Source organism: Streptomyces sp. NPDC015661 (assembly GCF_043077765.1).
Lineage (GTDB): Bacteria > Actinomycetota > Actinomycetes > Streptomycetales > Streptomycetaceae > Streptomyces.
Genome location: NZ_JBIBST010000004.1, coordinates 428,855 through 449,013, shown reverse-complemented (window position 1 = coordinate 449,013; position 20,159 = coordinate 428,855). Strand labels below are relative to the sequence as shown.

Genomic DNA, 20,159 nt, shown 5'->3' with positions numbered 1-20,159 from the left:
GCCCGGACCGGACACGCCCCCCGGGCCCATCAGCGCTCCCGCTCGGCGGTCATGACGCGGATCCGTTCGGCGGCGGCCCGCTCGGCGGCCCCGCGGCCGAAGGAGCGGTGGGTCTCCTTCACCAGGAAGTGCGGCCGGCGCTTGGTCTCGTAGTAGATGCGGCCGATGTACTCGCCGATCAGCCCCAGCATCACCATCTGCACTCCCCCGAGCCCCACGATGATCGCGACCAGCGTGACGTAGCCGGGGGCGGTGACGCCCTGGGTGATCGCGGCGACGGTCACCCAGACCGCGTAGAGGGCGGCGAGGCCGGTGAGCATCATGCCGAGCCAGAGGGCGATGCGCAGCGGACGGTTGTTGAAGGAGATCAGCCCGTCCATGCCGTAGTTGAGCAGGGAGCTGAACTTCCACTTCGTCTCGCCGCCCTCGCGCGCGGCGTTCTGGTAGTCGAACGTGACGGTGTCGAAGCCGATCCAGGAGAAGAGGCCCTTGGAGAAGCGGTTGTACTCGGGCAGCGAGAGGAGCGCGTCGACGGCGGGCCGGGAGAGCAGACGGAAGTCGCCGACGCCGTCGGTGAGTTCCACGTCCACCCAGCGGTTGACGGCCCGGTAGTACACACGGCTGAGTGCCGTACGGATCCTCTTGTCGCCTTCGCGGGTGCGCCGCGCCATCACCTGGTCGTGGCCCTGGTGGTAGAGGTCGAGCATGCGGCCGAGCAGCTCGGGCGGGTGCTGGAGGTCGGCGTCCATGATGACCACGGCGTCGCCGGTGGATTTGCGCAGGCCGGCGAGCATGGCGGCCTCCTTGCCGAAATTGCGGCTGAAGGAGGCGTATTGGGTGCGCTGCGGGTGCCGGGCGGCGATCTCGCGCAGTTGGCCCAGCGTCCCGTCGGAGCTTCCGTCGTCGACGTAACAGATCTCGTATCCGACCGGGAGTGCATCGAGCACCTGTCGCATCCGCGTGTCGAACCGCTCGATGACGTCTTCCTCGTTGTAGCAGGGGACGACGACGGAAAGCCTGGTCATGGAACGGTCACTCCAGAGGGATGGGCGAGAAGACGTCCTGAAGGAATGGAAGGACCGCCACCGGACTCTCCTTCGAGCAGCGCGGCCACGGTACGGCGGGGCGGTGACTGCCCGGCGTCGTGCGAGTGACCACCCCCGGTCGGCATGTCGTCCATGGAGCAAAGCATGCGGGGAAGATATTGATATACATGACTTTTTCACCCATTTGTCACCCATAGGGGCGACACGTCACGGACCTTGGCCGGCTGGAGCGATGACCGTTGAGCAGGACGACCCTCTCGGAGCACGGTGACGCGCGGATGCGGAACACGAACGGAATGACCGGCACCGAGGAGACGGACGGCGCGGCGGGCACGGACGGCCGACGGGGCGCTCCGCGGCGGCTGCTGCCCTGGATCACGCTCGCCGTCGCCGCCGGCGCCGGGGCGCTGCTCTCCGTCGGCGCCTTCCTCGGCGTCTACGTACGCCCCACCTCGGACGACTGGTGCGCCCTCTGGAAGGCCCGCGACATGGGCCCCCTGGGGATCACCTCGGACTTCTACCGCACCCAGAACGGGCGCGTCACCAACGCCTTCCTCACCGGCCTCCTCTACTCCGACGGCATGCGGGGGCCGAAGCTGCTGCCCGCCTTCCTGATCGTCACGCTCGGCGTGGGGCTGTTCCTCCTCGCCCGGGAGGCGCTGCGCGCCCTGCGCCTGCCGTTCCCGGTGGCGGCCACCGCGACGGCCGTCCTGATGCTCGAAGCGCTGCTGTTCCTCGGGGGGACCCGCTCGTACCAGGTGCTGCTCTGGGCTCCGGCCACCATCTCGCACACCCTCCCGAGCGTCCTCGGCGTCTGGGCCGCCCTCTCGGGGGTGTGGGCGGCCCGCAGCCACCGGCCCTGGGCCCGGTCCGTCGCCGTCGGCGCGGCGGTCCTCATGGGCGCGGCGGCCGGCACCCTCAGCGAACCCTTCGTCGCCATGTCCGGGCTGCTCGCGGCGACGGCCGGTGTGCTCTGCCTCCCCCGGCTGCGCCTCTGCCGCGACCGCTTCGCCTCGACGTGGTGCGCCGCCTGGTGCGTGGGCCTCGTCATCGGCTCGGTGGTGCTGTTCGTCTCCCCCGGGGCCCGCTGGCGGCGCGCCCAGCAGCCGAAGCGGCCGCTGTCCCTGTCGGAGATCGGGGCCACGTTCCACGACTGGGCCCGTATCTGGGAGTCGATCGGCGGTCAGTGGGCGTACGTGGGCGCTCTCGCCGCCGGGGTGCTCCTCGGCCTGGCGACGGCCCTCGGGGCCCGCCGGTCCGCCCCCGCGGCCGGCGGGCCCGGGGCGCTGCCGCGCGGGGCGCTCCTCACGATCGCCGTTCTCCCCGTGCCCCTGATCGCCCTGGGCAGCCTCGTGACCGCGTACGGCCTGCGCGGTGGTTACGGAGCGGGCGGCTGGACCTACGCGCGCGCGTGGACCAGCTTCCTCGTGCCGTTCCTGATCGCGCTCTGCGGTTACGGGGCCTGGCTCGGCCACCGGATCGGGCGGCGGCTCGGAGCCCGGTCCGCCCTCGCGGCGGTCGCGGCGGGAATCGCGGGGGTCGTGGCCGTCGCGGGTACGGCCGCCCTGGTGAACCCGACGCGGACGCTGACCACGAGGACGGTGGAGCGGAGTCTCGCCTGGGACCGGCAGGACGCCCGGATCCGCGCCGAGGCGGCGGCGGGACGCGCGGATGTGACGTATCGCCCCCTGTTCATCGGCGGCCTCGCGGAACCTTTCTTCACGACCGTGTACCAGCGGGACTGGGTCGCCCAGTGTGCCGCGCGCTACTACGGCGTGGAGCGGCTGCGCCGTTCATGACCCACGACACCCCCGGGAAAGCTGTGACGCCTGTCACTTGGAGTGGCCGGAAGTAAGCAGCTTTGGGGTAGGTTCTCGCCACATGTGCCGCCGTCCGCACAGCCGCTCCCGAACGAACGCCCATGAGGGCGACCTCTCACGCGCGCGGATGGTTGCCTCCGGGCCCCGCTCCGTCCCGTAACGATCGGGACACGGGGCCCGCCGTCGTGCCCGAAGCGGCGGCGAACCAGGTGGACAACACCAGGTAGCTTGGGTGTGTCTAGAGGAAAGACAAGTGGATCGAGGTGCAAGTGCCTGACGTCTCCGTGGTCGTCATCGCCTACAACGACGCAGAGCGTCTCCCGACGGCCGTTCAGTCGGTACTGGATCAGACCCTGCAGGCCGTCGAAGTGGTCATCGTCGACGACTGCAGCAAGGACAGCACCTTCGAGGTCGCCCAGGCGCTCGCCGCCGCGAACCCGGACCGGGTCAGGGCCTTCCAGCTGCCGCAGAACAGCGGCGGCTGCGGCGCGCCCCGCAACTACGGCATCCAGCAGTGCGCCGGCGACTACGTCATGTTCCTCGACAGCGACGACGTGCTCGAGCGCAACGCCTGCCGCAACATGCTGGACGCCGCCGAGAGCACCGGCTCCGACATCGTCTCCGGCCTCTGCGTCCGCGTGCACCTGGACAGCCGCAACCAGAAGAAGACCTCCTGGTACCCCTGGCTCTACGCCTCGACCAGGACGATCGACTCGATCACCGAGCTGTCGGACCTGCTGACCTTCGACACCCTGTCGACGAACAAGTGCTACCGCCGGGAGTTCCTCCTGGAGTCCGGCCTCGAGTTCCCGGTCGGCATCCACTACGAGGACCTGCTCTTCTCGGCCCAGGCCTACGTCGCCGCCCGCCGGATCACGCTCATCCCGAACACGGTCTACTACTGGAACGTGCAGGAGAGCGCCGCCGCGAAGTCGATCAGCAACCGGCGCCACGAGATCGCCAACTTCGAGCACCGCATGGAGATCCACCGCCGCGTGGACGCGCTGCTCGCGAGCAAGGGCTACGACGAGCTCAAGTACCGCAAGGACATCAAGTTCCTCAAGCACGACCTGGTCCTCCACTTCCGTGACCTGTCGCGCGCCGACGACGAGTACCGCCACGCGTTCGCCGAACTGGCCAACGCGTACCTCGCGGACATCGACCCGCAGGCGTACGAGGAAGTCCAGCCGATCCACGCGATCTGCGCCTATCTGCTGAGCAAGGAGGACTGGGAGAACCTGCTCCCGGCCACCGAGGCGCTCAGCAACCCGGGCCGCCTCACCGTCCCCCTCGCCGAGCTGGACGGGCAGATCTACTGGTGCGGCCGCCACCTGGACACCGAGCAGGGACGCGGCATCCTCGACGTCACCGCCCGCGGCTTCCACACCAGGTCGCTCGCCACCCTCGCCCTCGGCAACCGCCTCACCTCGTACGAGAGCACCGACGGCGTGGTCAGGCTCGCCGGACGCATCGTCAACCCGCTGGGCCGGATCAGCCCGGACGCGAAGCTCAGCGCCGTCCTGGAGATCTCGGCCCGCCGGAGCGTCAGCGGCAAGGCCGCCCGCATCCCGGTGACGACCCTCCGCCACGCCGGCGAGTGGATCGAGTGGGAGGGCACCGCGGACATCGCGAGCTCCGTCCGTCCGCTCGGCATCATCGACGCCGTCTGGGACGTCCGCGTGATACTCACCGTCGACGGCCAGCGTCTGCGGACCCGGGTCTCCGTCGGCGACGCCTCCCTCGACGACGCCCGTGCCCTCAAGGTCCGCCCGCGGCTGACCACGCTGGTCTCGGACCGCCTGGTCCCCGAGATCACCAAGAAGGGGAACCTGTCGTACGTCCTCGCCGCCGAGGGCAAGGCGGCCGTGCGCACCTCGGCGATGATCGAGGGCGCCATGCACGGGCGTTCCGCGCAGCTGGCGAAGACCAGCCTGCGCCGCCTGCGGAAGGCGAAGAAGGACCTGACCTCGGGCGAGACGAAGCTGCGCGTCTACCACGAGTTCTACAGCAAGCTCCCGATCCGCAAGGGCCTCGTCGTCTTCGAGAGCCACCTCGGCAAGCAGTACAGCGACAGCCCCAAGGCGATCTACGAGGAGATGCGCCGCCAGGGCATCGCGTTCGAGGCCGTCTGGTCGTACTCCGGGGCGACGCCGGCCGGCTTCCCCGAGGACGCCACCCTCGTCCGGCGCTGGAGCTGGCAGTACCTGAAGGCGCTGGCGCAGGCCGAGTTCTGGATCGACAACCAGGGCTTCCCGCTGCGCCTCACCAAGCGCCCCGGAACCACCTACATCCAGACCTGGCACGGCACCGCCCTCAAGCGGATGGGCTTCGACGAGCCCAACTCCAAGGCGCGCCCCCTGGCCGCCCAGGAGTCCTTCCAGAACGCCCTGGACCGCTTCGACCACTTCCTCATCCGCGGCGAGCACGACCGGCGCACCCTCGGCCGGGCCTTCCGCCTCCGCGACGAGGTGCTGCTGCCCGTCGGCTACCCGCGCAACGACGAGCTCGCCCAGGCGCGCTCCGAGGAGGCCGGGACCGGCAAGCGGGAGCACGGTCCGCTCGCGGCCGAGCTGGGTCTCGACCCGGACAAGAAGGTGCTGCTGTACGCGCCGACGTTCCGGTCCGCCCCCGGCGGCAAGGTGCGCGCCTTCAAGCCGCCCTTCGACCTGGAGGAGTTCGCCGAGCGCTTCGGCGACACGCACACGCTGCTGATCAGGACGCACTACCTGAACAGCGTGACGCTGCCGGAGTCGGTCGACGGCCGGATCATCGACGTGTCCACGCAGCACGACATCACGCCGCTGCTCGCCCTCGCCGACGGACTGATCACCGACTACTCGTCCGTGATGTTCGACTACGGGCTGCTCGACCGGCCGATGATCTTCTTCACGTACGACTACGACGAGTACGCGACGGAGAACCGCGGCACCTACTTCGACCTGAAGGAGCACGCTCCGGGCCCGGTCGTGGCCACGGAGGAGGAGCTCTTCGGAGTGATCGCCAACTTCCAGGACGAGGCCGACACCAAGTACGCGACGGCCCGTCGGCGGTTCAACGCGGAGTTCAGCGAGTACGACCGGGGCGACGCGGCCCGGCAGATCGTCGCCAAGTTCTTCACCAGGAGCGGTAAGTGACCAACCAGACCGCCGTGTCCGGCGGCCGCGACATCTTCATCGTCTCCAACAGCGTGGACGAGATGGGCGGTGTGACCACCTGGACGCACCAGATGGCCCGGGAGTTCACCGACCGGGGGCACAAGGTCCACGTCATCGGCATCACCCCCGCCCCCGCGGGGCGGCAGCACGAGTTCCCCGAGCCGCTGCCGTACGACACCACCACGCTGTACGACGCGCACCCGCCGCAGGTGAAGCCGCTGCGCGGCCTCAAGGGCAAGCTCAACGCGGTGGAGCGGCGGCGCCACACGGCCCGCGCCGCCGGGATGCGCGAGCGGGCCGACCGGATGACGGCGCTGTTCGCCGCCGCCCGGCCCGGGGCCGTCGTCATCGTGACCCAGGTGTGGGCGATGGAGTGGGTCTCCCTCGCCGACACCAAGGGCCATGTCGTCATCGGCATGAGCCACGAGTCGTACGCGGCGAGCGCCGCCTCCTCCCGGCTCGCCCGGGTGAAGCGGTACTACCAGGACGTCGACCGGATGCTCGTCCTCACCCCGGGCGACGCGGACCTCTGGATCCGGGCCGGCATGGACAACGTCGGTCACATGCCGAACGCCCTGCCGTTCATGCCCGACGCCCCTGCGCCCCGCACCGCGAAGGTCGTCGCCTCCATCGGACGCCTCTCGCACGAGAAGGGCGTCGACATGCTGCTCGACAGCTGGGCCGAGATCGCCGACCGGCACCCCGACTGGAAGCTGCGGATCTACGGCACGGGCGACGAGGAGCAGGCCCTGACCGTCCGGGCGGCCACGCTCGGCATCGAGGACTCCGTGGAATGGATGGGCCGCACGAGCGATGTGCTCGGGGCGCTCTCCGGTGCCTCGGTCTTCGCGCAGGCGTCCCGCGCCGAGGGCTTCCCGATCACCCTTCTGGAGGCGATGGCGGCGGGCGTGCCCTGTGCCGCCTTCGACTGCGCCCCGGGTGTCCGGGAGATCATCCGTGACGGCGAGGACGGTCTGCTCGCCCGGCTCGGCAACACCGTCGAGCTCGGCGGCCGCATCAGCACCCTCATCGCCGACGAGGAGCTGCGGAACCGGATGGGCGACGCCGCCTTCGAGAACGTGAAGCGGTACTCCGCCGACGAGATCACCGACCGCTGGGAGGCGCTCTTCGCCTTCCTGGAGCGCTGACGGCGCGTACGGACACAAGGGACCGGACACACGCGTCCGGACACAGGGGAAGGGCCGGGGAGTACGACTCCCCGGCCCTTCCTCCTTGCTGTGCCGTGTCCTCGGTCAGACGGTCGCGCCGCGACGGGAGACCCAGCCGGCCCAGGCCGACTCGATCATGTCGCGCACGTCGTGACGGGCCTTCCAGCCCAGCTCCGACTCGATGCGGTCGGCGGCGGCGACGACCCGGGCGGGGTCGCCGGCACGGCGCGGGGTGACCAGCGGCTCGGTGGTGTGACCGGTGATCTCGTTGATCAGCCGGACCATCTCGGTGACGGAGACGCCCTCGCCCCGGCCGATGTTGACCGTCAGGTCGCGCGGCTCGCCCGCCTCGGCCCACTCGGCGAGCTTCCGCGCGGCGACGAGGTGCGCGTCGGCCAGGTCCTCGACGTGGATGTAGTCACGGATGCAGGTGCCGTCGGGCGTGTCGTAGTCGTCGCCGAAGATCCGCGGGGACTCCCCCGCGTCGAGGCGCTCGAAGACCATCGGGACCAGGTTGAAGACCCCGGTGTCGGCCAGCTCGGGGGTCGCCGCACCCGCCACGTTGAAGTAGCGCAGGCAGGCCGTCGAGATGCCGTGCGCGGCACCCGCCGCGCGCACCAGCCACTCGCCGACGAGCTTGGTCTCGCCGTAGGGGCTCATCGGCAGGCAGGGGGTCTCCTCGGTGACGAGGTCGACGTCCGGCATGCCGTAGACGGCGGCGGAGGAGGAGAAGAGGAAGTTCCGCACGCCCGCGGCCGCGACGGCCTCCAGGAGGACCGTGAGGCCGATGACGTTCTCGCGGTAGTAGTGCAGCGGCAGCTCGACGGACTCGCCGACCTGCTTCTTCGCGGCGAGGTGGACGACGCCCGTCACACCGTGCTCCGCGATCGTCCGGTCCAGGACCTCACGGTCCAGGGTGGAGCCGACCACCAGGGGAACGCCCTCGGGGACCCGCGACTCGTAGCCCGTGGACAGGTCGTCGAGGACGACGACCCGCTCGCCCGCCTGCGTCATGGCGCGGACCACGTGGGAGCCGATGTATCCGGCGCCGCCGGTGATCAGATAAGTCATAGTGCCCCAAACCCTTTCACTGTGAACTGCGGGCAAGCCGACGGAGCCGGGCCCTGACCGCCCGGAATCCGTCCCGTGCGCCGGGTGCGATCCGTACCGCCAGCGAACCGTTGGCCGTGGTGTACGGCTGCACCAGGAGTACACCGTACCGGCTGCTCGGAAGCACCGAACGCCGCTGCGAACCGTCCGGCGCCCGCAGCGACGTGGTGAACGACTCACCGTTCGCACACGTCACCGTGGCGCTGATGTCCCACAGCTGGACGCCCTCGCGCCCCCGCCGCCGGCCGGATCCGGCGAGCCCGGTGAGCCCCACGGGGACCCGGGCGGTCCAGGCTCCCGCCGTGCCGTCCGCCCCGGCCACGGCGCTCAGCCCGGCCTCCTCGGTACGGGCGGGCTCGGCGTCGCCGCGCGGCAGGAAGGAGAGTTCCGCGCGCACGGGCCCGGCCTCGGCGAGCCGGCCGTACAGGTCCTGGACGGTGAACCGCAGCTCGCCGCCCCCGCCGGTGCTCAGCACGGCGTCCACGACGAGCGGCAGCCCGTCGAGCGGCAGCTCGTCCATGCCGTCGAGACGGGCCTCCGGCAGGTCGTCCGCCCAGACGGCGGCGGTGCGGGTGCCGGCGTACGGCGGGAGCAGCCGGCCCGGGTTGGCGGTGAGCCGGGACAGCCGGAGCAGGTCGCGCGGCTCCTTCGCGGCCAGCAGGAAGCGGGCGGTCCAGCGGGCGGGGGCGGCCGCCGCGGCGATCTCCTCGTCCGCGAAGCCGGCCAGGTGCGCGCGGGTGAGCTCCCACCATTCGGCGCGGTGCCCGGCGTCCCGCAGCCGCAGGTCGCGGGCGTACATGCGCAGGTCGTGTTCGAGGAACTTGGTGCGGCAGGCGGCGGCGAGCTCCGCGCGTCCCGCGTCGGCCAGGGTCTCGACGGCCGCGCTGTGGGCGGCGATCCGGGACCGCCAGTTGGAGACGCCCTCGCGGTCCAGGGAGATCGACAGCTGCGCGGCGGCCCGGCGGACGTGCCAGACGTAGACGGTGTCGGGGATCACGGCGACGCGGGGCGCGGCGGCGTACACGCGGGCGGTGAAGAGGAAGTCCTCGTAGACGAAGCGGCCGTCGGGGAAGCGGATGTCGTGCTCGGCGAGGAAGGCCCGGTCGTAGATCTTGTTGACGCAGAGCGTGTCGTGGACGAGCGGGCGCAGCTCGTCGGGCGTCTCCAGGACGGCCGGCTCCCGGTACAGCGCGGGCTGCCAGCGCACGTCCCGGCCCTCGGGCAGTTCACGCCGTACGCAGACGCCGACCGCGACCGGGGCGCGGTGCCGCTCGGCGGCGGCGACGAGGGCCTCGGCGGCGCCGGCCGGCAGGATGTCGTCGCTGTCCAGGAACATGACGTACGGGGAAGTGGCGGCGCGGACGCCGTCGTTGCGCGGGGTTCCGCAGCCGCCGCTGTTCTCGGTGCGGCGCACCACCCGCAGCCGGGGATGCCGGGCGGCGAGCTCGTCGAGGACCGCGGCGGTCCCGTCGCTCGAACAGTCGTCGACCGCCACGACCTCCGCCACCACGGGCCCCTGGTCGAGCGCGGAGCCGATGGCCTGGGCGACCAGCTCCTCGTCGTTGAAGGCGATGACGACGACACTGAGCCGGCCTGCGGTCTCGGGCGGGGGGACGCTACTCACACCAGGATCCTACGGGAGCTCCCCGCCCCCTCCGACGGGGTCGGGGAGCTCCCGGGCGACTGCTGGAACGGGTCGAACTCGTCGTACTCGCGCTGCGCGTGTCGTCGCGCTCAGCCCCCCGGTCACGGCGACGCTGCGCCGCCGGACGCGGGGCCTCCAGACGGTGGGCAGAACCTCCCCCCGCCACCCTCGCACGGCTCGGCCCCAAGGGGCCTCACCGGCTTCGGGCGGCTGCGCCGGACTCCGTCCGCCGGGCCGGCGCAGCCCTCCCGCTAGAACGGGTCGAACTCGTCGTACTCGCGCTGCGGGTCGACGCGCTCCGCATCGCGGTCGCGACGGCGCTGGGCCGCCGGGCGCGGGGCCTCCAGACGGTGGTCCTCACCGCGGCGGCCGAGCATCTCGGCGCCGGCCATCATGGTCGGCTCCCAGTCGAAGACGACCGCGTTGTCCTCGGAGCCGATCGCGACGCCGTCGCCCGCGCGGGCACCGGCCTTCATCAGCTGGTCCTCGACGCCGAGGCGGTTGAGACGGTCGGCCAGGTAGCCCACGGCCTCGTCGTTGTTGAAGTCGGTCTGGCGGACCCAGCGCTCCGGCTTCTCGCCGCGCACCCGGTAGACCTCTTCGTGCTCGTCGTACGTGACGGTGAAGCCCGCGTCGTCGACGGCCTTCGGGCGGATGACGATCCGGGTCGCCTCCTCCTTCGGCTTGGCCGCGCGCGCCTCGGCGACGATGCCGGCGAGGGCGTAGGAGAGCTCCTTGAGACCCGTACGGGCCACGGCGGAGACCTCGAACACCTGGTAGCCGCGCTCCTCCAGGTCCGGGCGGATCATGTCCGCGAGGTCCTGGCCGTCCGGGATGTCGATCTTGTTGAGGACGACGATCCGGGGCCGGTCCTCCAGGCCGCCGTACTGCTTGAGTTCCTCCTCGATGACGTCCAGGTCGGTGACCGGGTCGCGCTCGGACTCCAGCGTCGCCGTGTCGAGGACGTGGACGAGGACCGAGCAGCGCTCGACGTGGCGGAGGAACTCCAGGCCGAGGCCGCGGCCCTGGCTGGCGCCCGGGATGAGGCCCGGCACGTCGGCGATCGTGTAGACGGTCGAGCCGGCCGTGACCACGCCGAGGTTCGGGACGAGCGTGGTGAAGGGGTAGTCCGCGATCTTCGGCTTGGCGGCCGAGAGGACGGAGATGAGCGAGGACTTGCCGGCGCTCGGGTAGCCGACGAGGGCCACGTCGGCGACGGTCTTGAGCTCCAGGACGATGTCCCGGGCCTCGCCGGGCTCGCCGAGGAGCGCGAAGCCGGGGGCCTTGCGGCGGGCCGAGGCCAGCGCGGCGTTGCCGAGGCCGCCGCGGCCGCCCTGGCCGGCGACGAAGGTGGTGCCCTCGCCGACGAGGTCGGCGAGGACGTTGCCCCGCTTGTCGAGGACGACGGTGCCGTCGGGCACGGTCAGGACCAGGTCCTGGCCGTCCTTGCCGGAGCGGTTGTCGCCGGCACCGGGCTGACCGTTGGTCGCCTTGCGGTGCGGCGAGTGGTGGTACTCGAGGAGCGTGGTGACCGACTGGTCGACGACCAGGGTCACATCGCCGCCGCGGCCGCCGTTGCCGCCGTCGGGGCCGCCGAGCGGCTTGAACTTCTCGCGATGGACGGAGGCGCAGCCGTGGCCTCCGTTACCCGCGGCGACGTGCAGCTCGACGCGGTCCACGAAGGTGGTCATGGGTGTGCCTCCAGAGAATTACGTGCGGAATGTCTATCTAGTAACACGCGAAAGGCGGACCCGCTTCCCGTACGGGAAGTGAGGTCCGCCTCCGCAAAGTGTTCCGATCAGGCGACCGGAACGATGTTCACGACCTTGCGGCCACGGTGGGTGCCGAACTGCACCGCGCCGGCCTGCAGGGCGAACAGCGTGTCGTCGCCACCGCGACCGACACCCGAGCCCGGGTGGAAGTGGGTGCCGCGCTGGCGGACCAGGATCTCACCCGCGTTGACGGCCTGACCGCCGAAGCGCTTCACGCCGAGCCGCTGGGCATTCGAGTCGCGCCCGTTCCGGGTGGACGATGCGCCCTTCTTGTGTGCCATGTCTCAGTCCCTCTTACTTCGCAGCCGCGGGGATACCGGTGACCTTGATCGCCGTGTACTGCTGACGGTGACCCTGGCGACGGCGGTAGCCGGTCTTGTTCTTGTAGCGCAGGATGTCGATCTTGGCGCCCTTGTGGTGGTCCACGACCTCGGCCGTGACCTTGATACCGGCCAGGACCCACGGGTCGCTGGTCACGGCGTCGCCGTCGACAACGAGCAGGGTCGAGAGCTCGACCGTGTCGCCAACCTTGGCAGTGGAAATCTTGTCAACCTCAACGATGTCGCCGACAGCAACCTTGTGCTGGCGACCACCGCTGCGCACGATGGCGTACACGCGGATCTCTCTCTCACTCGGGATCGAAACCTCTGAAGCCAGCCGCTCACACGGGCCCGGGGGCCCGCGGCGTTCCGGAATCGGACGAGCGGCCTCTCCCGGCGAGCGGGAGGGAGGTGCTCAGAGGCGCGGCGCATCGATCAGACACGCCGACGGTCTAGGTTACGGGCGGCTGCCACAAGGGGTCAAATTCGCCCGAGCGGGTGCGGGCCGCCCCGTGGAGGGACGGCCCGCACCCGGTGGATCAGTCCTGGGCCGGAGCCGGGGTCTTCTCCGCCGCCTTCTTGGCCGTGGCCTTCTTGGCGGTCGTCTTCTTCGCCGCGGTCTTCTTGGTCGCCGCCGTCTTCTTGGTGGCGGCCTTCTTGGCCGTGGCCTTCTTCGCGGTCTTGCGCGCGGCCGTCTTCTTGGCCGGCGCGGCCTCCGCCTCGGCCTCGACCGGCGCCTCGGCGGCCTCGGCGGGAGCCGTGGTCACCACGACGACGGCCGCCTCCTCGGCGCCCGCCGGCGAACCGGCGGGAGCGGTGGCCTTGCGGACCACCCGGCGACGGGCACGCGGCGCGGCGGCCGCGGGGGCCTCCTCGACGACGGGCTCGGCGACGGCCTCGACGACCGGCTCGGCCACCGGCTCCGGCGCCACGACGGGCTCGGCCTCGGCGACCGGCTCGGCGACGATCTCGGCGGCGGCGTCCGTGGTCGAGACGACCGGGGACGTCACCCGGCGGGTGGCGCGGCGACGGCCACGCGGGGCCGGGGCCGGGGTCTCCTCGACGACGGGCTCGACGACCGGCTCGGGCTCCACGACGGCCTCGGCGACCGGCTCGGCGACGGGCGCCGGCTCGAACACCACGGCCTCGGTCTCCACGACCGGCGCCGGGGCGACCGGCGTCGAGACGACCGGCGCCGACACCCGGCGGGTGGCGCGACGGCGGCCACGACCGCGCGTGGCGGCGGCCTCCGCCTCGGCGACGGAGCCGTACAGCTCCTCGTCCGGGGCGATCGGCACCGGCACGGCCACCGGGGCGGCCAGCTCCGCGGCGACCTCGGCCTCGGTCTCGGCCTCGGCCTCCGCCGTCTCCGGCTCCAGGGCCTCGGCGTGCTCGTGCTCGTGGACGTGCTCGGCGCCGCCGCGGCCGCGCTTCTTCGAGCGCTTGCCGCCGCCACCGCCACCGGCGGTGGTCGGCTGCTCCATGTGCACGATGACACCGCGGCCGTTGCAGTGGACGCAGGTCTCGGAGAAGGACTCCAGGAGGCCCTGGCCGACCCGCTTGCGGGTCATCTGGACCAGGCCGAGCGAGGTGACCTCGGCCACCTGGTGCTTGGTCCGGTCCCGGCCCAGGCACTCCAGGAGGCGGCGCAGCACCAGGTCGCGGTTGGACTCCAGGACCATGTCGATGAAGTCGATGACGACGATGCCGCCGAGGTCGCGCAGGCGCAGCTGGCGCACGATCTCCTCGGCCGCCTCCAGGTTGTTCCTGGTGACGGTCTCCTCCAGGTTGCCGCCCTGGCCGGTGAACTTGCCGGTGTTGACGTCGACGACGATCATCGCCTCGGTCTTGTCGATCACCAGCGAGCCGCCGGAGGGCAGCCAGACCTTGCGGTCGAGCGCCTTCATGAGCTGCTCGTCGATCCGGTACGTCGCGAAGACGTCGACCTCGCTCGTCCACTTGGAGAGACGGTCGACCAGGTCGGGCGCGACGTGGCCGACGTACCCGTGGATGGTCTCCCACGCGTCGTCGCCGCTGACGATGACCTTGGAGAAGTCCTCGTTGAAGATGTCGCGGACGACGCGGACGGTCATGTCCGGCTCGCCGTAGAGCAGGGTCGGGGCGTTGCCGCTCTTCGCCTTCTTCTGGATGTCCTCCCACTGCGCCTGCAGTCGCTCGACGTCGCGGCGCAGCTCGTCCTCGCTCGCGCCCTCGGCGGCGGTGCGCACGATGACGCCCGCGTCCTCGGGGACGATCTTCTTGAGGATGGTCTTCAGGCGGGCGCGCTCGGTGTCCGGGAGCTTGCGGCTGATGCCGGTCATCGAGCCCTCGGGGACGTACACGAGGTAGCGGCCGGGCAGGGAGACCTGGCTGGTCAGACGGGCACCCTTGTGGCCGATCGGGTCCTTCGTGACCTGCACGAGGACCGACTGGCCGGACTTGAGGGCGGTCTCGATGCGGCGCGGCCCGTTGGCCATGCCGAGCGCCTCGAAGTTGACCTCACCGGCGTACAGGACGGCGTTGCGGCCCTTGCCGATGTCGACGAAGGCGGCCTCCATGGACGGCAGCACGTTCTGGACCTTGCCCAGGTAGACGTTGCCGACGTACGAGGTGGCCTGCTCCTTGTTGACGTAGTGCTCGACGAGCACGTTGTCTTCCAGGACGCCGATCTGGGTGCGCTCGCCGTTCTGGCGGACGACCATGACGCGCTCGACGGCCTCGCGGCGGGCGAGGAACTCGGCCTCGGTGATGATCGGGACGCGGCGGCGGCCCTGCTCGCGGCCCTCGCGGCGGCGCTGCTTCTTGGCCTCCAGGCGGGTCGAGCCCTTGATGGACTGGACCTCGTCGGACGGCTCGGCCTTCTCGCGGGCCGGGCGGGGCTCGCGGACCTTGACGACCGTGCGGACGCCGTCCTCCTCGGCCGTCTCGGCCTCGGCGGCGGCGTCGCCGCTGCGACGGCGCCGACGACGGCGACGACGGGAGCTGCTGGAGCCGCCGGCGTAGCCCTCGGCCTCCTCGGGCTCCTCCTCGCCCTCCTCGGCCTCCTCGGCCTCGTCCTCGGCGTGCGGCTCCTCGCCCTCCTCGGTCTCCTCGACCTCGGTGAGCTCGCCGCGACGGCGACGGCGGCCGCCACGGCGGCGACGGCGGGAGGGACGGTCCTCGTACTCGTCCGTCTCCTCGGCCTCCTCGGCCTCCTCGACCTCGTCGGCGGCGGCCTCGACCTCGGGCTCGTCGGCGACGGTGGCCGGGACGGGCTCGACGGCGACGGGCTCGCCACGGCGGCGACGGCGACGGCGGGAGCCGGACTCGGCGCGCTCGGCGGGCTCGGTCTCCGTCACGGCCTCGACCGTCTCGACGGCCTCGGCCGTCTCTTCCTCCTCCGGCTCCTCGACCACGGCGGCGGCGGCCGCGGCGGCGGTCTCCGGGGTCTGGAACATCGGCTCGGCGAAGACCGGGGCCTGGAAGACGGCGACGGCCGGGCGCGTGGCACGGCGGGGCTCGCGGGCCGGGGCCGGCTCGGAGGTGAACTGCGGCGAGGTGACGCGGCGGCGGCCGCGGCCACGGGTGGCGGCGGTCTCGGCGGCGGCGACCTCGGCCTCGTCGGCGGCGATCTGCTCGACGGCGGAGGCCGGCAGCGACTCACCGGTGGCGGCCTCGGTGGCCGCCTCGGGCGAGGTGGCCTTACGGGTGGCACGGCGGCGGGTACGGGCCGGCGGGGCGGCCTCCTCGACGGCAGGCGTCTCCGACTCGGCAGCGACCACCGGTTCGGCGGCCGGAGCGGCAGCGACCACGGGCTCCGCGGCTTCCTCGGCGACCACGGCCGTGGAGGTCACCGGCGCGGTGGCCTTACGGGTGGCACGGCGGCGCGGGCGGGCGGGGGCGGCCTCGGGGGCCTCCTCGACGGCCTCGGCCGCGGGGGCCTCGACGACCGGCTCCACGGCCGGCTCGACCGCGGTCTCCACCGCTGCGGCGGTGGCCTTGCGGGTGGCGCGGCGGCGGGTCCGCGGCGCGGGGGCCTCGGCCTCGGCCGGGGCGGGGGTCTCGACGGCGGGGGCCTCGGCGGCCGCCGGGGTCTCGGCGGTGGCGCCCGTCACCGGCGGACCGGCGGGGCGGGAAGCGGCGCGGCGCCTGCGGCGCGGCGGCAGCTTGTCACCGGGGGCGTTGGTGTCTTCGTTGGACTCGAGCATGCGGGCGGTTCTCCCGTCACGCTCCCGGGCGCCGCGCCTGGTTCCGGTCCGGCGGCACGGTCGCGCCAGTGGCGCGGTGCCGCCGTCCGGGGCGCGGGCGCCGCACGGGAGCTGTATGTCTGGCTCGCCGGTTCCGTACGCCCTGTGCGGACGGCCTGGCGAAAGTCTCCTGGTCAGTGCGCTGCCCGACCCAGGTGGCTCCCGAGTACCAGGGCGGCGCTACGACGACCGCTCCCTACGCGGTACCGGCACCCGGCGCCGTCGCCGGGGCGGTCGCGGCGGCCGTGGGTGAAGCGGCCGTGACTGCCTCGCGGTCGGGCGCGAGCGGGTCGGTCACCGTGCCGGACTCCTCGTCGAAGAGCCCCTGCGCCAGCCTGGTCACCGCAGCGGGGACCGGCGGCGCCAGGTCGGCCACAGCTCGGAGACCGGACAGGACGTCGTCGGGTCGCACGGCAGGTGTCACGTGCCGAACAACCAGCCGCAGTATCGCACAGGCGCTGTCCAGCGGCCTATCACCCTGGGGATCGCCCTGGGCACGGCCTGCCGTCAGCTCGGTGACAGCGGAACGGGCGTCGAAGGTGCGGACTCCGTTCTTGGTCTTGCGCTGTACTTCCACCGTCTCGGCCGCGAGAAACGCCTCGACGGCCTTCTCGGCGTCCTCGACCGGGACGCCCTCCAGGCGCAGCTCCCACACGGAGGCGGTGAGCCGGTCGGCGAGACCCGAGGTCCGGGCCTCGACGGCGTCGGTGATGTCGAGGCCCGCCGGGAGGGACTCGTCGAGCAGGACCCGCAGGGTCTCCGGGTCGCGTGCCTCGGTGAGCGCGATCTCCAGGTACTCGGCCTCGGAGCCCGTACCCGTCGGGGCGGCGTTGGCGTACGACACCTTGGGGTGCGGGGTGAAGCCCGCCGAGTACGCCATGGGCACCTCGGCACGGCGCAGCGCACGCTCGAAGGCGCGCTGGAAGTCACGGTGGCTGGTGAACCGGAGGCGGCCGCGCTTGGTGTAGCGCAGTCGGATGCGCTGCACCGCCGGTGCGGGCGGCGGGCCTTCGGGCTGTCGCTTGCCCAGTGGTTCTTCTCCTCGGTGCGGGGCGGCGCGGGTGCGCGCCGTCCACGAGATGTACGGGTTGCCCCAGGGGTCCCGCCCGGTTCACCCCCGCTTCCGCGGGGAGATCTCGGGGGCGGGCGCCGCGCCGGGGACGTTCGCTGTACTACCCAGAGTACGCGCCCGGGCCACCTTCGGTTCCCCGGGCCGGGCAGGTCCAGGGTCAGCGGGGTCCGCCGAAGAGGGCGATCCGCACCTCCCGGGCGGCGGTGCGGACGGCGCGCGCGGCGGCGGCGACGGGCCGCCACACCCAGGCCCGCAGCCAGTGGCCGACGGGAGTCAGGATCGCCCGGTACGCCCAGGCGAGGGGCCGGCCGATCAGGTTCCACAGCACCCAGCCGATCGCCCGGCCGACGGCCCGCGAGATCTGCCCGGCGATGTCCCAGGCCCAGGCGAGCACCGCGCCGATCGCCCGGGCGACGGGCGCGAGCACGTACCGCCAGAGCCAGGTGAGGGGGGTGACGACCAGCAGGTCGACGACCCACCACAGGCCCTTGAGGACGGGGAGGAGGACCCAGCGCCAGAGCCAGGTCAGCGGGGTGACGAGGAGCAGGTCGATCACCCACCAGAGGGCCCGGGCGACGGGGACGACCACCCATTCCCACAGGAACCGCAGCGGGATCACGACCAGGTGGTGGATCAGCCATCCGAGGGCCCGGCCGACCGGGGCGAGGATCCAGCGCCACAGCTGCTTCATGCAGAAGGCGAAGGCGTCCCAGAGCAGCCGGAGCGGCAGCACGATCACAAGGGCGACGGCGCGCGCCACTCCCGTGAGGCAGCCCGGGTTTTCCGTGTTCATGCCCGGAACGACGCGACGGCCCGGCAAAGGGTTTCCCCCTCCGCCGGGCCGTCACGCAAGCGTTACTACTTGACCACCGTCAGCGGCAGCAGCTTCTTGCCGGTGGGGCCGATCTGGATGTGCGTGTCCATCTGCGGGCAGACGCCGCAGTCGAAGCACGGGGTCCAGCGGCAGTCCTCGACCTCGGTCTCGTCGAGGGCGTCCTGCCAGTCCTCCCAGAGCCAGTCCTTGTCGAGGCCCGAGTCCAGGTGGTCCCAGGGCAGGACCTCCTCGTAGGTGCGCTCGCGGGTGGTGTACCAGGCGACGTCCACGCCGGCCTCGGGGAGCGTCTTCTCGGCGCAGGCCATCCAGCGGTCGTACGAGAAGTGCTCGCGCCAGCCGTCGAAGCGGCCGCCGTCCTCGTACACCGCGCGGATGACCGCGCCGAGGCGCCGGTCGCCGCGGGAGAGGAGGCCCTCGACGATGCCGGGCTTGCCGTCGTGGTAGCGGAAGCCGATCGAGCGGCCGTACTTCTTGTCGCCGCGGATCTTGTCGCGGAGCTTGCGCAGGCGCTCGTCCGTCTCCTCGGCCGAGAGCTGCGGGGCCCACTGGAAGGGGGTGTGCGGCTTGGGGACGAAACCGCCGATGGAGACGGTGCAGCGGATGTCGTTCTGGCCGGAGACCTTGCGGCCCTCGGCGATCACGTTCATCGCCATGTCGGCGATCTGCAGGACGTCCTCGTCGGTCTCCGTCGGCAGGCCGCACATGAAGTACAGCTTCACCTGGCGCCAGCCGTTGCCGTAGGCCGTCGAGACGGTACGGATGAGGTCCTCTTCCGAGACCATCTTGTTGATGACCTTGCGCATGCGCTCGGAGCCGCCCTCGGGGGCGAAGGTGAGGCCGGAGCGGCGGCCGTTCCTCGTGAGCTCGTTCGCCAGGTCGACGTTGAAGGCGTCGACGCGGGTCGAGGGGAGGGACAGGCCGACCTTGTCGTCCGTGTAGCGGTCCGCCAGGCCCTTCGCGATCTCGCCGATCTCGGTGTGGTCGGCGGAGGAGAGGGAGAGGAGGCCGACCTCCTCGAAGCCCGTCGCCTTGAGGCCCTTCTCGACCATCTCGCCGATGCCGGTGATGCTTCGCTCCCGCACGGGGCGCGTGATCATGCCGGCCTGGCAGAAGCGGCAGCCGCGGGTGCAGCCGCGGAAGATCTCGACGGACATGCGCTCGTGGACGGTCTCCGCGAGCGGCACGAGGGGCTGCTTGGGGTACGGCCACTCGTCGAGGTCCATGACGGTGTGCTTGGACACGCGCCACGGGACGCCCGACTTGTTCGGGACGACACGGCCGATGCGGCCGTCCGGCAGGTACTCGACGTCGTAGAACGCCGGGATGTAGACCGCGCCGGTCTTCGCGAGGCGGAAGAGGACCTCCTCGCGGCCGCCCGGCCGGCCCTCGGCCTTCCACTGGCGGATGATCTCGGTCATGTCGAGGACGGCCTGCTCGCCGTCGCCGATGATCGCCGCGTCGATGAAGTCCGCGATCGGCTCGGGGTTGAACGCGGCGTGGCCGCCGGCGAGCACGATCGGGTGGTCGACGGTCCGGTCCTTCGACTCCAGCGGGATGCCCGCCAGGTCGAGGGCGGTGAGCATGTTCGTGTAGCCGAGCTCGGTGGAGAAGCTCAGGCCGAAGACGTCGAACGCGCCGACGGGGCGGTGGCTGTCCACGGTGAACTGCGGCACGTTGTGCTCGCGCATCAGCTCTTCGAGGTCCGGCCACACGCTGTAGGTGCGCTCGGCGAGGACGCCCTCGCGCTCGTTCAGCACCTCGTAGAGGATCATGACGCCCTGGTTGGGCAGGCCGACCTCGTACGCGTCCGGGTACATCAGCGCCCAGCGGACGTCGGCGGACTCCCACGGCTTGACCGTGGAGTTCAGCTCTCCACCGACGTACTGAATCGGCTTCTGCACGTGCGGGAGCAGAGCTTCGAGCTGCGGGAAGACAGACTCGGCAGCAGACATCTCGAACCTTCGTGAGCTGGCAGGGGGGCGACTCTCA

Annotated in this window: 13 protein-coding genes; 3 read left to right on the top strand and 10 right to left on the bottom strand. The window is 71.9% G+C overall.

The window, feature by feature from the left end; genetic code table 11:
• Positions 1-29: 29 nt before the first annotated feature.
• Positions 30-1,025: a glycosyltransferase family 2 protein gene (locus ACF07V_RS13865; RefSeq protein ID WP_392153982.1), complete on the bottom strand. Its 996-nt coding sequence runs from the start codon at positions 1,023-1,025 to the stop codon at positions 30-32.
• Positions 1,026-1,285: 260 nt separating this feature from the next.
• Between ACF07V_RS13865 and ACF07V_RS13860 the strand changes: the two genes are divergently transcribed.
• The 3 genes from ACF07V_RS13860 (at position 1,286) to ACF07V_RS13850 (ending at position 7,169) form a co-directional block, all read left to right on the top strand.
• Entirely contained in the window at positions 1,286-2,845 is a 1,560-nt protein-coding gene (locus ACF07V_RS13860) for a DUF6056 family protein (protein ID WP_392153981.1), read from the top strand.
• A gap of 284 nt (positions 2,846-3,129) precedes the next feature.
• Positions 3,130-6,000, top strand: a complete 2,871-nt coding sequence (locus ACF07V_RS13855) for a CDP-glycerol glycerophosphotransferase family protein (protein WP_392153979.1) — start codon at positions 3,130-3,132, stop codon at positions 5,998-6,000.
• Positions 6,001-6,062: 62 nt separating this feature from the next.
• Positions 6,063-7,169, top strand: coding sequence for a glycosyltransferase (locus tag ACF07V_RS13850; RefSeq protein WP_392154199.1), 1,107 nt, complete (start codon positions 6,063-6,065; stop codon positions 7,167-7,169).
• Positions 7,170-7,274: 105 nt separating this feature from the next.
• Here ACF07V_RS13850 and galE read toward each other — a convergent pair whose 3' ends face one another.
• The 9 genes from galE to ACF07V_RS13805 all read right to left on the bottom strand — a co-directional run bounded on the left by galE (position 7,275) and on the right by ACF07V_RS13805 (position 20,122).
• Positions 7,275-8,261, bottom strand: coding sequence for a UDP-glucose 4-epimerase GalE (galE, locus tag ACF07V_RS13845; protein ID WP_351183006.1), 987 nt, complete (start codon positions 8,259-8,261; stop codon positions 7,275-7,277).
• 16 nt (positions 8,262-8,277) lie between these two features.
• On the bottom strand, positions 8,278-9,924 hold the full coding sequence (locus ACF07V_RS13840; RefSeq protein WP_392153977.1) for a glycosyltransferase family 2 protein: 1,647 nt from the start codon (positions 9,922-9,924) through the stop codon (positions 8,278-8,280).
• 272 nt (positions 9,925-10,196) lie between these two features.
• Positions 10,197-11,636 carry a GTPase ObgE gene (gene obgE / locus ACF07V_RS13835; protein WP_392153975.1) on the bottom strand — a complete coding sequence of 480 codons (1,440 nt, stop codon included), beginning with the start codon at positions 11,634-11,636 and terminating at the stop codon, positions 10,197-10,199.
• A gap of 107 nt (positions 11,637-11,743) precedes the next feature.
• Entirely contained in the window at positions 11,744-11,998 is a 255-nt protein-coding gene (gene rpmA, locus ACF07V_RS13830; RefSeq protein WP_015033582.1) for a 50S ribosomal protein L27, read from the bottom strand.
• Between the two features lie 13 nt (positions 11,999-12,011).
• The gene (gene rplU / locus ACF07V_RS13825) at positions 12,012-12,332 is read right to left on the bottom strand and encodes a 50S ribosomal protein L21 (protein ID WP_015033583.1); all 321 of its coding nucleotides are present in this window, start codon (positions 12,330-12,332) and stop codon (positions 12,012-12,014) included.
• Between the two features lie 244 nt (positions 12,333-12,576).
• Entirely contained in the window at positions 12,577-16,224 is a 3,648-nt protein-coding gene (locus tag ACF07V_RS13820) for a ribonuclease E/G (protein WP_392153973.1), read from the bottom strand.
• Between the two features lie 235 nt (positions 16,225-16,459).
• Positions 16,460-17,251 (bottom strand): TIGR03936 family radical SAM-associated protein, encoded by a 792-nt coding sequence (locus ACF07V_RS13815; RefSeq protein WP_392153971.1) that lies wholly within the window; start codon positions 17,249-17,251, stop codon positions 16,460-16,462.
• A gap of 241 nt (positions 17,252-17,492) precedes the next feature.
• On the bottom strand, positions 17,493-18,128 hold the full coding sequence (locus tag ACF07V_RS13810; protein ID WP_392153970.1) for a hypothetical protein: 636 nt from the start codon (positions 18,126-18,128) through the stop codon (positions 17,493-17,495).
• A 65-nt stretch (positions 18,129-18,193) separates the two neighbouring features.
• The gene (locus ACF07V_RS13805; protein WP_392153969.1) at positions 18,194-20,122 is read right to left on the bottom strand and encodes a TIGR03960 family B12-binding radical SAM protein; all 1,929 of its coding nucleotides are present in this window, start codon (positions 20,120-20,122) and stop codon (positions 18,194-18,196) included.
• Positions 20,123-20,159 lie beyond the last annotated feature (37 nt).

Bases quoted from the DNA above. Each gene is read 5' to 3' on its own strand.
- ACF07V_RS13865 (WP_392153982.1), bottom strand. From the start codon at position 1,025: ATGACCAGGCTTTCCGTCGTCGTCCCCTGCTACAACGAGGAAGACGTC.
- rpmA (WP_015033582.1), bottom strand. From the start codon at position 11,998: ATGGCACACAAGAAGGGCGCATCGTCCACCCGGAACGGGCGCGACTCG.
- ACF07V_RS13805 (WP_392153969.1), bottom strand. From the start codon at position 20,122: ATGTCTGCTGCCGAGTCTGTCTTCCCGCAGCTCGAAGCTCTGCTCCCG.
- ACF07V_RS13810 (WP_392153970.1), bottom strand. From the start codon at position 18,128: ATGAACACGGAAAACCCGGGCTGCCTCACGGGAGTGGCGCGCGCCGTC.
- ACF07V_RS13820 (WP_392153973.1), bottom strand. From the start codon at position 16,224: ATGCTCGAGTCCAACGAAGACACCAACGCCCCCGGTGACAAGCTGCCG.
- galE (WP_351183006.1), bottom strand. From the start codon at position 8,261: ATGACTTATCTGATCACCGGCGGCGCCGGATACATCGGCTCCCACGTG.
- obgE (WP_392153975.1), bottom strand. From the start codon at position 11,636: ATGACCACCTTCGTGGACCGCGTCGAGCTGCACGTCGCCGCGGGTAAC.
- ACF07V_RS13850 (WP_392154199.1), top strand. From the start codon at position 6,063: ATGGGCGGTGTGACCACCTGGACGCACCAGATGGCCCGGGAGTTCACC.